This window comes from Pelovirga sp. C15f, from assembly GCF_057178085.1.
Genome location: NZ_JBXUCV010000003.1, coordinates 19,794 through 32,241 on the forward strand (window position 1 = coordinate 19,794; position 12,448 = coordinate 32,241).

Sequence of the window (12,448 nt, forward strand, 5' to 3'; positions counted from 1 at the left end):
AGAGGATCTATTTCAATAAAATTTTCGGGTCAAAGCCGATTCTCACCCCTCCCCAGTGTCTGCCGTTGACGGTGATCGGCAGGGAAAGATCACACAGAATTTCCCCCGTATCACGCATATAGGTCTGGAGCAGAAAGCTTTCGCTGTTGCGCGCGCTGCGCAGACCGGTTTTGTCATTGAAGAGGCGTTTGTCGCGACTGTTGAGGGTGTCAAAATGGGGGTCACCCGTAATCGGTCTGGTATACTGACTGTTGTGGGTGGGCGCGTATCCATTGGTATCGACACAGATGGCAAAAATTCCGGAGGCAACTTGCTGCAAGGTTTGATCGCAAAGGGGCTGCAGCCGCTGGGCAAAAACTTGATCGTAGCTGGTGCGGTATTTAGCCGGTTTGGTATCAGGAACCTGCTGGTAAGAGGTGTCGAATACATTGGTTCCGGATTTCGCTAAATTTGTAATGTGTTCAGTGACCTGTTCCCGGAACTGTCGTCCGGCGCTGAGAACCTTCTCAAAAGGACCTTCGCCGGTAATAAAACGGGAGACCAGTTCCTGCAGGTCTTCACTGGTTTTCTGCAGATCAGTAGCCACCTCTTCAGACGAGTCGGTCTTTTCGGCAACGATCATGCTTAATTCATTGATGTTTTCAACCTGCTCATGGGTCTGCATGTTGGCTGCCGAGATCTCTTCTACTGAAGCGGTAATATGAGTCAGCAGGTTGTGGTTTTCCTCAAAGTCTCTGATCATCCCTTCATAACTGTCATAGGCGGTTCGTGAAGCGTTCATGGTGTGACCGGCAGCTTCATTGATCGCCCTGGATTCGCTTAGGGCGCGGTCGATGCTGGTCAGCATGTCGGTAATTTGTCCGGCAATCTGCTCGCTTGCCTGGTTGGCTTGCTCAGCCAGTTTTTTAACTTCGCTGGCAACAACGGAAAATCCCTTGCCCGCCTGGCCGGCACGGGCAGCTTCAACGGCTGCGTTAAGGGAGAGCAGCCCGGTTTGGAATGATATCCCCTGAATAGTCGAGATGATTTTCCGAATGTCGCGGGATTTGTCCCCCATCTCCTTGATGGAGAGGTCATGTTTGTGAATCTGGGTCAGCATGGTTTCCATGTTCTGGTTGACCGACTGCAGTTCCTTCATGGCTTGGCGTGCGGAATCGAGATTCTCCGAGGTAGAAGAGGCGATCTGCTGGGTGTTGTCGGAAATAGTATTAAGGGTTTGGGTAGCAACCTGACTGTTACCGAACACCAGTCGCGACAGCTCGCCCTGTTCGCAGGCTTTGCTCGAAGCCTCCTTGGCCTGTGACACCACGGTGGCGGCTCCCACTGCCGTATTGATTCCCATACGCCGCAAACTCAGGACCGTTTCTTTGAGACGTGATATGAAATTATTATAGTTTTCCGCTAAAGTACGAAATTCATCGTGGGTTTCTGCCGACAGTTTGCCGGTCAGATTCATATCGCCGGTATTCATGGCTGAAAGTTGCTGATTGAGTTTGCGTACCGGACGGACAACGAGATAGATCAGAAACAACAGAGAGCCGATCATGGCGATGGCTGATACGCCGATTATGCTTGCCGCCTGCCACAGGGTTCGATCAGCAATCCTGGCAATCTGTTCCGGCGGTGGAACGCTGTTGCCGGCCAGGAGTTCGCGCAGACCGATGATATTCAGATAAAGAGTTCCCAGCAGGATAAGTTGCAATACCAGCAACAGAACAATATTACCGGAGAGCTTAAGGGTCAGATTGTAAAAGAAACGTTTTTCCAGCCAGACGTATAGCTCACGAAAAAGATTCATGGTGAAGCCTCATTATGGGTGTTTTGAGGTACTGGCACCGGGGACCCAGCGCTTATTTTCAGAATAAATTATGTGATACGGCCTAAGACTGCTTTACTATATTAATCAGTTGGCCGGGGTCCCCTCCAAAATAAAACAGGGTTATTTTTCCCTGGAGGTCCAGATTCTTATAGAAACAGGAGAAAGTCAACATAAAAATAAACACAAACTCATTGTTCTATGCTAACAAAAAGGGTTGAAGTTGCTTTTTTGGTAATATACGTACTCGTGACTGCGCCACAATATGGCAAACGACAAACATCAAAGGTGAGGAAATTCAACGATGGAAAAGCTCAACGTATTGGGGATCTGTGGAAGCTTGCGTAAGGCGTCGACCAACCGGGGGCTGCTGCGCTGGGCACAGGGTTGCGCGCCGGAGGGAATCCAGATTGAGACAGCTGATCTGAGAGAAATTCCTTTTTTTAACGCCGATCATCAGCACGATAAACCGGAATCGGTGCTGACCTTGATGAACCAGACTGAAGGTGCCGATGCCCTGTTGCTGGCCTGCCCGGAATACAATTATTCGTTGGCGCCGGCCCTTAAAAATGCCCTTGATTGGTTGTCGCGGGCACCGGACAATCGCCTGTTGACGGGCAAACCGGTGGCGATCATGAGTTCGGGTGGTGGCCAGGGCGGCGCCAGGGCCCAGTATCATCTGCGCCAGGTTTGCGTCTACCTTAATCTGCACCCCCTCAATAAACCGGAAATATTCTGCCATGCATTCAGCGGCAGTTTTGACGAGCAGGGGAATCTGGTTGATAGCCGGGCCCAGCAGCAGGTCCGCGAGCTGCTGGTAGCGTTGCGTGACTGGCACAGTCAAGTCAGCCACCATTAAAGATGCTGTTACGGACCTCTTTGATTGGTGCGCTGCTCCTCGTGGTTGTGGCTTGCCAGCAGAACCGAGCTGACCGCTATGTCCATCTTTCCGGCGAGACCATGGGTACGACCTGGTCAGTTATCCTGCTGCCTGTCGATGCTGATACGAGAGCAATAAAGCAGGGGCTGGAGGGACACCTCGAACGCATCAATGCGCTGATGTCCACCTATAATCCGGGATCGGAAATATCCCGTTTTAATCAGCAGTCCGGCAGTGACTGGTTTTCTGTCAGTGAAGATACCGCGCGGGTGGTTGCGCTGGCGCTGGAGGTCAGCCGTCTGACTGATGGTGCCTTTGATGTCACTGTCGGGCCCCTGGTCGATCTCTGGGGGTTTGGCGCGGTACGGCCGGAGTCCTTACCCCCTTCTCCAGAGCAAATAGCCGAGATTGCTGCCGCTGTCGGTTACGAAAACCTGCAGCTGCGCCAGGAACCTCCGGCGATCCGCAAAAAAATTCCGCAGCTACACATCGATTTCGCCGCTATTGCCAAAGGGTACGCCGTCGATGTTCTGGCGAACTACCTGGATCAGCAAGGGATCGAACAGTATCTGGTAGAAATTGGTGGCGAGCTGAAAATGAGGGGGGTACGCAGCGACGGCAGTCCCTGGCGCATTGCGATTGAAGCACCGTTGGAGGAGGTTCGCGAAGTCGCGACGGTATTTTCATTAACGGATATCGCCCTGGCAACCTCCGGGAATTATCGCAATTATTACGAAGAAGATGGGCAGCGTTATGTTCATACCATCGATCCGGCCAGTGGTCAGCCGATTCAACATCAACTTGCTTCAGTAACGGTTCTTGACCCTGTTGCCGTCCGGGCGGATGCACTGGCAACAGCGCTGATGGTGATGGGGGAAAAACGCGGAAAGATGTTCTGCGAAGAACACCGGATTGCCGCGTATTTTATCATTCACAGCAAACCGGAGACGATTAGCTACTCCAGCCCGGCTTTTCAGGCGCTGTTGCAACAGATAAAACCTTGAAAATCTGTCTATAATTGAAGGCAGTTCACCAGGAATTTTAGTCGGTTTTCGAGGATCAACGGCGTATTCGCACCCAAACCTACCCATAATTTTTTGGCTGCCCCCGCCGCTGGTGGATGATCAGTAGCAGGTGCTGTGAGATTCTTCTGCATAACGAAACCTAAGTCAGGCAATCCCAGCAATTTAAGCTTGAGATGCCTTGCTGCTAGCGTTTTTGTTGTTAGAATTCTATTTACAGGTTCAGCAAATATGCTATTGGTGGAGCTCTTTACCGGAGAGCTTTGATCCGTTTGCTTACTCATTGTCCATTTGAGGCAGTTATGTATTTTGACTCAACCCTGCTGGAGAATTACGAGCTGGCTATCTTCGTCAAGATTATTCTGGCTGCTGTGGCCGGGGCAATTATTGGCCTGGAGCGAGAAGTTCATGGTCGCCCGGCGGGGTTGCGCACTCACTTGCTGGTTGCTGCCGGTTCCTGTCTGATGATGATCGTCTCTGAGGCGTTTTTTCTGAAATATGGTGACCTGCCGGGAACGGGCGTGGTCAGGCTTGATCCGAGTCGGGTGGCGGCCCAGATTGTCACCGGTATCGGTTTTCTTGGCGCCGGGGTGATTATCAAAGAAGGATTGATTGTTCGCGGCTTGACTACGGCCGCTAGTTTGTGGATGGTCGCCGGTATCGGCATGGCTTACGGTATGGGGATGCTCACCGTCGGCACTATCGGCACTGCAGTTTCCTTGTTTTCCTTGTTGGTTCTCAAAAGATTGGAACCGCGCATCAAAAAAAACCGTTATCTTCATCTTACAGTGACGGCAAGGGCGGTGCCGGATGTGTATCCCCAGCTTGAACAGGTGTTCAGCGAGAACAATTTACGTATGACTGATATCGAAGCCGATCTGGATATCGAAAAAAATCAGATTGTCTATCGCATGGTTTTAACCCAGCATAGAGCCCGCATTGGGCGTGAAATGTCTAAGATCATCTCGGGGATTGATGGAGTACAGAAAATCCTGTACAAATAATTTGAGAATCTTTATAAAAACTGCGGGAAATAGTTTTCCCAGCCAGAAAGGCATGCTGAAGCAACCCAGCGGCAATTAAATGCCCGGAAGCGGCTCTTTCCTGCCCTCCTAAATGACACGACGCATCCTGTCCGCGGCTCTTTTCTTGACAACTCCTTCTGATTTATAGTGGTTGAAACCCATGCCTTATCGTGGAGGTCAAGCTCCATGGCCAACCTGTATCATTCGACCGCAGACAGGTTCCGATCCTTCCTGTTCAGACTGGTCAAAGTGGAACTGGAAGAGATCAAGCCGCTGTTGTGGTCTTTCAGCTATTTTTTTGTCCTGCTTTGTTCGTACTACATCGTGCGACCCTTACGGGATGAAATGGGCATCGCCGGCGGGATCGAACATCTGCAATGGCTCTTCACCGGAACCTTCCTGGCGATGCTCGCAGCGGTCCCGCTGTTCGGCTGGATTTCTTCCCGTTTTCCGCGCACAAGATTTCTCCCCCTGGTTTATCTCTTCTTCATGGGCAACCTGCTGATATTTTATCTACTGTTCCATTCCGGATTGACCCATGCCTGGGTGGCTCGGGCCTTTTTTATCTGGACCAGCGTCTTTAATCTGTTCATCGTTTCGGTTTTCTGGAGCTTCATGACCGACCTGTTTACTGATGATCAGGCCAAACGTTTGTTCGGCTTTGTCGCCGCCGGTGGCACCGCCGGAGCTCTGGCAGGCCCGGCGATCACCGCTTCTCTGGCTGTCCCTCTTGGTGCGACCAACCTGCTGCTGATTTCTGTGGCGGGTCTGGGTTGGGCGATCCTCTGTATTTATCAACTGAGTGCCTGGAGTGAAAAGAAATCGCTTCCTTCGCCGATTACAGCGAGCCCCGACCAAAAACCACGCACAGAAAAAAATTCGGTTCTGGGTGGCGGAGCCCTGGACGGGTTGCGAATGATCATGACGTCGCCCTACCTGCTCGGAATATGTCTACTGATCCTGCTCTACACGACCCTTTCCACTTTTCTCTATTTTCAACAGGCTGAGATCATTCGTGACAGTTTCAATGATCCCGCTCAGCGAACCAGAGTCTTTGCCGCTATGGATCTGGCAACCAATGCGCTAACCATCCTCCTTCAGCTTTTTGTGACTGGCCGGATCGTCAAACGGTTCGGATTAGGCTGGGGCCTGGCACTGATCCCTCTCCTTTTGAGTTTTGGGTTTCTCGCGCTGGCATTTCTACCAGCGCTTGGAGTGCTTGTCGGCGTTCAGGTTGCGCGGCGAGCAGGGAACTATGCTTTAATGAAACCAGCGCGGGAGATGCTCTTTGTGATCCTTGACAAGGAGCAAAAATACAAAGCGAAGAATATCATCGACACGGTCATTTATCGCAGCGGCGACGTTGTCAGTGCCTGGGCCTATGCCGGTCTGCAGGCGCTCGGTCTGGGGCTATCCGCAATTGCCCTGTTCGCCGTTCCGCTCTGTGGCGGGTGGGCATGGGTCAGTTACCGCCTCGGCAAACAGCAGGAATCACGGACAGCAGAAAAGGAGATGACAGAATGAAAACCAATGAGCTCTCATTATCCAGACGGCAATTTGTCGCCACCATCAGCGTTGCCGTAGCATCCTTATATCTCACTCCCTGGCAGCTTAAAGCAGCCGAACCCGCTCTGTTGCGTAAAATCATTCCTGGAACTGCGGATAGTTTACCGGTGATTGGCCTGGGCAGTTCGCGTACCTTCGATATCGACAGCGACGCCGCGCTTATTGCAGATTTTGTGACATTGATTCGGGAATTCTTTGCCCAGGGTGGCGAGCTGATCGATTCATCCCCGATGTACGGTTCCGCCGAACAGGTCATCGGCATCTTGCTGAATAAGGCCGGTATAGGTGACCGATTGTTCGCCGCGACCAAGGTCTGGACCGATGGAGAGCAGGCCGGGATCAGACAAATGGAGAAGTCAGCACAACACTGGGGTGTTGACCGCTTTGATCTGATGCAGATCCACAATCTGCGTGACTGGCAAACCCACTTAAAAACCCTCAAAACCTGGAAGGCTGAGGGGAAAATCCGCTATCTGGGGATCACCACCTCACATGGGCGCAGCCATCGTGAGCTGGAAACCTTGTTGCGACAGGAGCCCTTTGATTTTGTCCAGCTCAGTTACAATATCGAGGATCGGTCGGTCGAGGAGCGATTGCTGCCGTTGGCGGCCGATCGCGGTATCGCGGTCTTGGTGAATCGCCCCTACCAGCGTGGATCGCTGTTCCGCGCCGTCAAAGGAAAAACTCTGCCCGACTGGGCTGCCGAGTTTGATTGCCGTAGCTGGGGCCAGTTTTTCCTCAAATATATTGTCTCTCACCCGGCGGTGACCTGCGTCATCCCGGCAACCACCAAACTACACCACCTTCAGGACAACATGGGTGCGGGGATTGGGCGGCAACCGGATGCTGCGCTGCGCAAAAAGATGGAGGTTTTTTTTGACGCACTGATCTAGAAGCGTCGAGATATAATATCTAACCGATTGAATTAAAAAGAAAAAACAGATTATCACATTGACAGGAGGCTTAGCCATTAGTACAAACTTCATCCTTGATCTTCATGAAACCCGTCTTGCTTACTCTTCAGAGAATGGTGAGATTGAGGTTCTTTGCGGTATCGATCTCTCCCTCGTCCCCGGTGAAACCGTTGCGGTTATGGGCCCCTCCGGATCCGGAAAGTCCTCGCTGATTGCCGTCGTCGGGGGCTTGGAAGTTCCGACCGGCGGAAGCACGAAGGTTCTCGGCCTTGATCTGGCAGCTGTCGGAGAAAAAGCGAGGACGCATCTACGGCGACAGCAAATAGGAGTAATTTTCCAAGCCTACCACTTAGTCCCGGCCATGACTGCTTTGCAGAATGTCGCCCTGCCGCTGTTGTTGGCTGGGGATGCCGGCGCGAATCAACAGGCAGAGCAACTGCTGAGAGATGTAGGCCTGGCGCATCGCCTGACGCATCGGCCGAGTGCGTTGTCTGGTGGAGAACAGCAACGGGTTGCCATTGCCCGCGCATTTGTTGCCAAACCGAAACTGATTCTGGCCGATGAGCCGACGGGTAATCTTGATCAGGCGACCGGAGCGGCCATCTCCGAGATCATGTTTTCGATGACCCGCGAAAGTGGCGCCTCAATGCTACTTGTCACCCACGATGCTGATCTTGCCCGCAGGTGCGATCGGATGATTACCATAGACGGCGGACGGATCAAGGTCTGATATGTCAATATTCACCGAGCGCCAAATGTCTCTTCGCATCCTTGCTGAGCTTCTTAAGACGGAACTGGTCGCCGGAGTGCTCGGATTGCGCTTGTTCCTTGCCTGTGTCGTGGTTGCGACGGTGATGCTGGCATCCGTGTGGCTGCTCGGCCAGGGGTTGAGCGGAGCGCTGGACGCTAGCGGACCCCGAATCCTCGGGGGTGATCTGGCGATTTCCGTTGTCAATGTTTCTCTCGATCAACAGTTACAGCAGCGTCTTACGGAGCTGGGAACGCTTTCGCGGGTGGCCGAACTGCGTACCTCTGCAACTGCAAAAAACAAGAGTCTGACGGTCGAACTCAAAGCCGTAGATGAAAACTATCCTCTCTTCGGCAACCTTGAGGTGCACAGCGAAGCACCGTTCTCCAACGATCTGCAGACGCCAAATGAACGCGGGGAGGCCTTGGTCGATCGTAGCCTGCTCGCGCATCTGGGTATAGAGCTGGGTGACACACTTCAGCTGGGAGAGACATTCTTCATCGTTCGTGCCCTTCTTGAGAGGGAACCTGATCGTCTCTCCTCTGGTCGTTTCATGGTCGGTCCTCGCGTGTTGATTTCTTTAAGCCGGCTTCCGGAGACAGGGCTAACCGGGTTCGGTTCGCTGATTGATTATCGCTATCGTTTGCGCCTTGACGATGCAGTTGATCTCGATAGCGCCCTTAAGGTCCTGGAACAATTGAGACCTGAGCATGGCTGGGAGGTGGAAACACCCGGGGATGCCGCCGAACGAGTTCGCCGAACGATTGAGCGGACAACGACTTTTCTGGGCATGGCCGGTATTGTCGCATTGATTATTGGCTTGAGCGGAGCCTGGGCGTCAGCTCAAGTTTGGGTTAGCCGTCGTTCCAAAACTATTGCGCTGTATCGCCTGTCAGGAGCGACCCCAAACACGGTGGTCTGGTTACATGGCACCATTATCGCCTTAAGTGGCGGGATGGGATTAGGCCTCGGGTTACTGCTGGCGATTGTGTTGGTCTACGCTCTCATGGAACAGGCAGTGGCCCAACTCCACCTGAACTGGGAGCTGTTGTCGCTCTTGGGTCCGGCGCTGCAAGTGAGTACCATCATGGCAATCGGACTGGTTGGGGCCAGTTGTGCGGCGTTATCCAGTGCTGCGAAAATTTCCCCCGGTGCGGCGATGCGCAGTGGCGAAGCGCAATTAACAGCACACCCTCGGCATGTCTGCGCCGGCGCCATCATCGTCGCCCTGGCTGTTCTGATAGCCGTGTTATCTCTGCCGGATCCGAAACTTGCCGGTACCGCCGCTGCAGGCCTTATTTGTGCTGTCGGTCTGCTAGGGCTGGGGGGCTGGCTGCTTGCTCGACAATCCACCAGGATCGTTCCTCGACGATTTACTTCCCTGGTTATATTGCAGGGATTGTCACTGTCGGGAGCAGTGGCCATCAAGGTCATTTCGATTGGTATTGGCATTGCCGGTATCACGGCAATTGTTGCCGCACAAAGTTCACTGGAGAACGCCCTGAGATCAGAGCTGCCTGATAAAATTCCTGACCTGGTGTTGCTGGATGTTCAGCAACACCAGGTCGATACGTTGAAAAATCATATCGAGCAAGATGTCAATCTGGGAGGGCTGCAATCCTCGCCTTTCATGCGAACCCATATTTTAGCGGTGAACGATGTACCTGCTGAGAAAGCCCTTGTTTTGGAACGAAAATCCTGGGTTATTGAAGGGGACCGGAGTTTTGCCTGGACGGCGGAAGCGACCGGCGCCGAACTGCTTGCAGGAGAGTGGTGGCCCCCCGACTATACAGGCCCGCCCCTGGTTTCCGCCGAGGAAGACCTGGCCGAAGCCTTCGATTTGCAACCGGGTGATAGGCTGACCTACAGTGTCCTGGGTAGAACCTTCAATTCTGAAGTTGTTAATATTCGTAAAGAATATCATCGAACCTTCCGCCCGGAGTTTCTCCTTGTCGCTTCTCCGGAACCCTTTCAGGACGCGCCGCATTCCTGGGTCATGTCGCTTGAAGCGACCAACGATCCTGCCGTTGATGGATTTATCAGACATCTGCAGAGATCTTATCCCAATATCACCACGATCGATGTTCGACCCATTGTTTCGGCCATTCGCGATATTCTCGATGGAGCCATCCTTGCGTCTTTGATCGTCGCTATGACGTTGTTGATGGCGGGAGCTTTATCACTCACGGCCGTGATTGCTGCTGATGTCGATGGCCGCAGGGGCGAAGCTCTGGCCTTTACCCTGATCGGAGCGTCCCGTCGGGAAATCGGCCTGGCACGGTTGGGAGAGGCCGCCAGTATTGGGGTATTGGCGGCTCTTATCGGTGGGTTAGGGGGCCTCCTGGGAGGCTACTGGCTGACACAGGAAGCGCTTCATATCAGCTGGCAGCCGGGGGGGTTAGCCTGGGTTATCCCGGTTTTGCTTGGACTTGTTGCTGCCCTGGTTGCCGGCACTGCCGGAGGATTGGGGGCGCTACCCAGAGGTCGTGGTGAGGTAGCACGCCACTTAGCCAACTGATTTTGTAAAAGGTGTTTGAATTAAGGTCGATACTCGCTCAGGCAATGTTTGCGAATTCAACAGTCATTCCTTGTTGAGCTGCCGCTTAACAAGGGATGGTGTGGACTGAAGATCCCCGGTACGGTACAAGGGGAGATTTCTCCCTGTTGTCCTCTGCTTCTCCTCTTATAGTCGCTGATAGACCCATGCGGTTTTCCCATCTGTCAGGGTTAGCTGGAGTCGATGATAGCGTTCTCCCGCCCGTTCATAACGGTCAAGACGCCGCAATCCCTGCGGAGTCACAGTAAAAACCACGCCCAGCGTTTTTGCTGATTCAGCTTCAATAATATCAAGCCCCTGTTTGCGGTAGCCGGGCAGGTGCGCCGGGGCTGGGTCTGTCAGTTCGCGGGTAATGAGCAGTCGCACCAGCGGATTGCGGAGGGTACCGTAGGCAAAAACACGCTGCTCACCAGCGTTTATCTCAACAGCAGTAGAAATGGGCGGAGAATAGTTAAACGGGCTGACGAAGGTCCACCACCCCCAGCCGCTGACAACCAGCACCAGTATGATCACCAGGTGCAACAGGCGTTGGCGCAAGGTGAATGGCCGGCGAGCAGGTCTGATCAGGGGGCCAGCCATTTATTTTCCAGTTCTTCACGCCAGCTACCGAACCAGCGCTGCAACGGGTTGCGCTGGAACTGTTGAAATCTTTCGCAGCAGGCATTAAGCCGCTCTGTATCCGCTGCTAATTCTTCGATTCTGACCCAGTCGTTCCAGGATAGATGAAGGCCCCAGTCGGCTTTATGAATATCGCAATTGGGCAGGCGATAGTGAAAGGTCGGTCGCGCTTTGATCAGTTCGTCGGCGGTTACGTTACGCACCCGTTTTTCATCAAGATGGAGAAACAGGGGAAGCATGTCCAGAGCGCGATTACGGGTCGGGTTGTGGTGCAGGTAGTCGTCGATCAAGGTGTCCATGTCAGGTTGGTAATCGGGATCGACGACCTTGAGAATGTATTCACTGGGGAAAGGATCAACGTAGCTGGTGATGCGGCGGGTGAGGTCAACAGCGGCACGATCAGCAATCCAGTCATAACAGCATAAAAAGGCTTTGAAGATAGCCCCGATGATGGCCGGGTCGGTGGCAGGTACTTCCGGGTTCAACTGCATACCAAAGGCGTTGACAATATGATCGGAGGTGCCCTTGGCTCCTGTGGCACGGAGTTTTGCAATGAGGTCTTCGGTCTGCGGCAGTCGCTCAAAGGGGAGCGGCGGGGAAACAATTTCCAGAGGGACAATGGTCTCGGCAGCCCAGGCGACCACTTCCTCAACTGAATTTTCGAGCCCCCCCTCCAGGGTGGTTGAGTCACGGGTTTCGCGCCCCATTTTTTTGAGCAGATTAAAATCCAGCTCAACCATCCAGTCACCGGCATCGTCACCATGCAGGATGCGGGCATAACGCCCATCGGAGGCAATTTCGAGCTCAAGGAAATCGGCGACAATGGCAGCCAGCTGATTGAGATCAAGGCCGCTCATTTCCAGTTCTATACCAACCCGGCGCGGCTTGCCCTCCGGATTTGTAAGCCATGGTGGCATCTTAAGCTCATGTTGCTGTTTCATCTTATTAAACCCTCCAACGGTGTCAGGCTTTAATTATTAGCCTTTTTGGTGATGGCACATAAGGGGCACTGATCAATGCAGTTACCACACCCGCTGCACAGGTAGGGGTCAACCACTGCCTTTTTTCTGCCATACCCCTGGGGCTGATCGCTCGACAGGGTCAGGGCAGCAAAAGGGCATGCAGCGACGCAAGCGCCACAGCCACTGCAGCGTTTGCTGATAGTAATTGTCATGGCAAGAGGGCTCCTTTTGCTGCAGCGGTGGTGTGGAACATTATGCAGAAAAGTCACCCACAGGAAAAGGTGGAAGGTAGTAGAACCTGCCGGCACCAGCCATCATCCTGGGGCACTGAGGATTTCAG

Annotated in this window: 12 protein-coding genes; 7 read left to right on the plus strand and 5 right to left on the minus strand. The window is 53.3% G+C overall.

Features of this window, described 5'->3' with window-relative positions; translation table 11 throughout:
• Positions 1–7: 7 nt before the first annotated feature.
• Positions 8–1,798 carry a methyl-accepting chemotaxis protein gene (locus AC1931_RS09185; RefSeq protein WP_483876962.1) on the minus strand — a complete coding sequence of 597 codons (1,791 nt, stop codon included), beginning with the start codon at positions 1,796–1,798 and terminating at the stop codon, positions 8–10.
• A gap of 322 nt (positions 1,799–2,120) precedes the next feature.
• On the opposite strand from AC1931_RS09185, the gene AC1931_RS09190 reads away from it, so the two are divergent.
• A complete protein-coding gene (locus tag AC1931_RS09190) occupies positions 2,121–2,675 on the plus strand; it encodes an NADPH-dependent FMN reductase (RefSeq protein WP_483876963.1) in 555 nt (184 codons plus the stop codon).
• Between the two features lie 2 nt (positions 2,676–2,677).
• Complete coding sequence (locus tag AC1931_RS09195) at positions 2,678–3,700, plus strand: FAD:protein FMN transferase (RefSeq protein ID WP_483876964.1); 1,023 nt, start codon at positions 2,678–2,680, stop codon at positions 3,698–3,700.
• Positions 3,701–3,708: 8 nt separating this feature from the next.
• On the opposite strand, the gene AC1931_RS09200 is transcribed toward AC1931_RS09195, so the two are convergent.
• Positions 3,709–4,002: a hypothetical protein gene (locus AC1931_RS09200; RefSeq protein ID WP_483876965.1), complete on the minus strand. Its 294-nt coding sequence runs from the start codon at positions 4,000–4,002 to the stop codon at positions 3,709–3,711.
• A gap of 18 nt (positions 4,003–4,020) precedes the next feature.
• Between AC1931_RS09200 and AC1931_RS09205 the strand changes: the two genes are divergently transcribed.
• From AC1931_RS09205 to AC1931_RS09225, 5 genes are all read left to right on the plus strand, one after another.
• Positions 4,021–4,722: an MgtC/SapB family protein gene (locus tag AC1931_RS09205; protein WP_483876966.1), complete on the plus strand. Its 702-nt coding sequence runs from the start codon at positions 4,021–4,023 to the stop codon at positions 4,720–4,722.
• A gap of 207 nt (positions 4,723–4,929) precedes the next feature.
• Positions 4,930–6,267 (plus strand): NTP/NDP exchange transporter, encoded by a 1,338-nt coding sequence (locus AC1931_RS09210; protein ID WP_483876967.1) that lies wholly within the window; start codon positions 4,930–4,932, stop codon positions 6,265–6,267.
• Entirely contained in the window at positions 6,264–7,202 is a 939-nt protein-coding gene (locus AC1931_RS09215; RefSeq protein WP_483876968.1) for an aldo/keto reductase, read from the plus strand. The genes AC1931_RS09210 and AC1931_RS09215 overlap by 4 nt, the downstream gene beginning before the upstream one ends.
• A 58-nt stretch (positions 7,203–7,260) precedes the next feature.
• Positions 7,261–7,953 carry an ABC transporter ATP-binding protein gene (locus AC1931_RS09220; RefSeq protein WP_483876969.1) on the plus strand — a complete coding sequence of 231 codons (693 nt, stop codon included), beginning with the start codon at positions 7,261–7,263 and terminating at the stop codon, positions 7,951–7,953.
• A gap of 25 nt (positions 7,954–7,978) precedes the next feature.
• Positions 7,979–10,489, plus strand: a complete 2,511-nt coding sequence (locus AC1931_RS09225; protein WP_483876970.1) for an ABC transporter permease — start codon at positions 7,979–7,981, stop codon at positions 10,487–10,489.
• 165 nt (positions 10,490–10,654) lie between these two features.
• On the opposite strand, the gene AC1931_RS09230 is transcribed toward AC1931_RS09225, so the two are convergent.
• The 3 genes from AC1931_RS09230 to AC1931_RS09240 are packed head-to-tail and all read right to left on the minus strand — an operon-like array spanning position 10,655 to position 12,320.
• Positions 10,655–11,107 (minus strand): gamma-glutamylcyclotransferase family protein, encoded by a 453-nt coding sequence (locus AC1931_RS09230; protein ID WP_483876971.1) that lies wholly within the window; start codon positions 11,105–11,107, stop codon positions 10,655–10,657.
• On the minus strand, positions 11,092–12,087 hold the full coding sequence (locus AC1931_RS09235) for an amidoligase family protein (protein ID WP_483876972.1): 996 nt from the start codon (positions 12,085–12,087) through the stop codon (positions 11,092–11,094). Before AC1931_RS09235 ends, AC1931_RS09230 begins: the two co-directional genes overlap by 16 nt.
• Before the next feature lie 29 nt (positions 12,088–12,116).
• Complete coding sequence (locus tag AC1931_RS09240; RefSeq protein WP_483876973.1) at positions 12,117–12,320, minus strand: 4Fe-4S dicluster domain-containing protein; 204 nt, start codon at positions 12,318–12,320, stop codon at positions 12,117–12,119.
• Positions 12,321–12,448: the final 128 nt, after the last annotated feature.

Excerpts from the sequence above, each read along its gene's own strand:
- AC1931_RS09185 (WP_483876962.1), bottom strand. The coding sequence starts at position 1,798 with ATGAATCTTTTTCGTGAGCTATACGTCTGGCTGGAAAAACGTTTCTTT.
- AC1931_RS09190 (WP_483876963.1), top strand. The coding sequence starts at position 2,121 with ATGGAAAAGCTCAACGTATTGGGGATCTGTGGAAGCTTGCGTAAGGCG.
- AC1931_RS09195 (WP_483876964.1), top strand. The coding sequence starts at position 2,678 with ATGCTGTTACGGACCTCTTTGATTGGTGCGCTGCTCCTCGTGGTTGTG.
- AC1931_RS09200 (WP_483876965.1), bottom strand. The coding sequence starts at position 4,002 with ATGAGTAAGCAAACGGATCAAAGCTCTCCGGTAAAGAGCTCCACCAAT.
- AC1931_RS09205 (WP_483876966.1), top strand. The coding sequence starts at position 4,021 with ATGTATTTTGACTCAACCCTGCTGGAGAATTACGAGCTGGCTATCTTC.
- AC1931_RS09210 (WP_483876967.1), top strand. The coding sequence starts at position 4,930 with ATGGCCAACCTGTATCATTCGACCGCAGACAGGTTCCGATCCTTCCTG.
- AC1931_RS09215 (WP_483876968.1), top strand. The coding sequence starts at position 6,264 with ATGAAAACCAATGAGCTCTCATTATCCAGACGGCAATTTGTCGCCACC.
- AC1931_RS09225 (WP_483876970.1), top strand. The coding sequence starts at position 7,979 with ATGTCTCTTCGCATCCTTGCTGAGCTTCTTAAGACGGAACTGGTCGCC.
- AC1931_RS09230 (WP_483876971.1), bottom strand. The coding sequence starts at position 11,107 with ATGGCTGGCCCCCTGATCAGACCTGCTCGCCGGCCATTCACCTTGCGC.
- AC1931_RS09235 (WP_483876972.1), bottom strand. The coding sequence starts at position 12,087 with ATGAAACAGCAACATGAGCTTAAGATGCCACCATGGCTTACAAATCCG.
- AC1931_RS09240 (WP_483876973.1), bottom strand. The coding sequence starts at position 12,320 with ATGACAATTACTATCAGCAAACGCTGCAGTGGCTGTGGCGCTTGCGTC.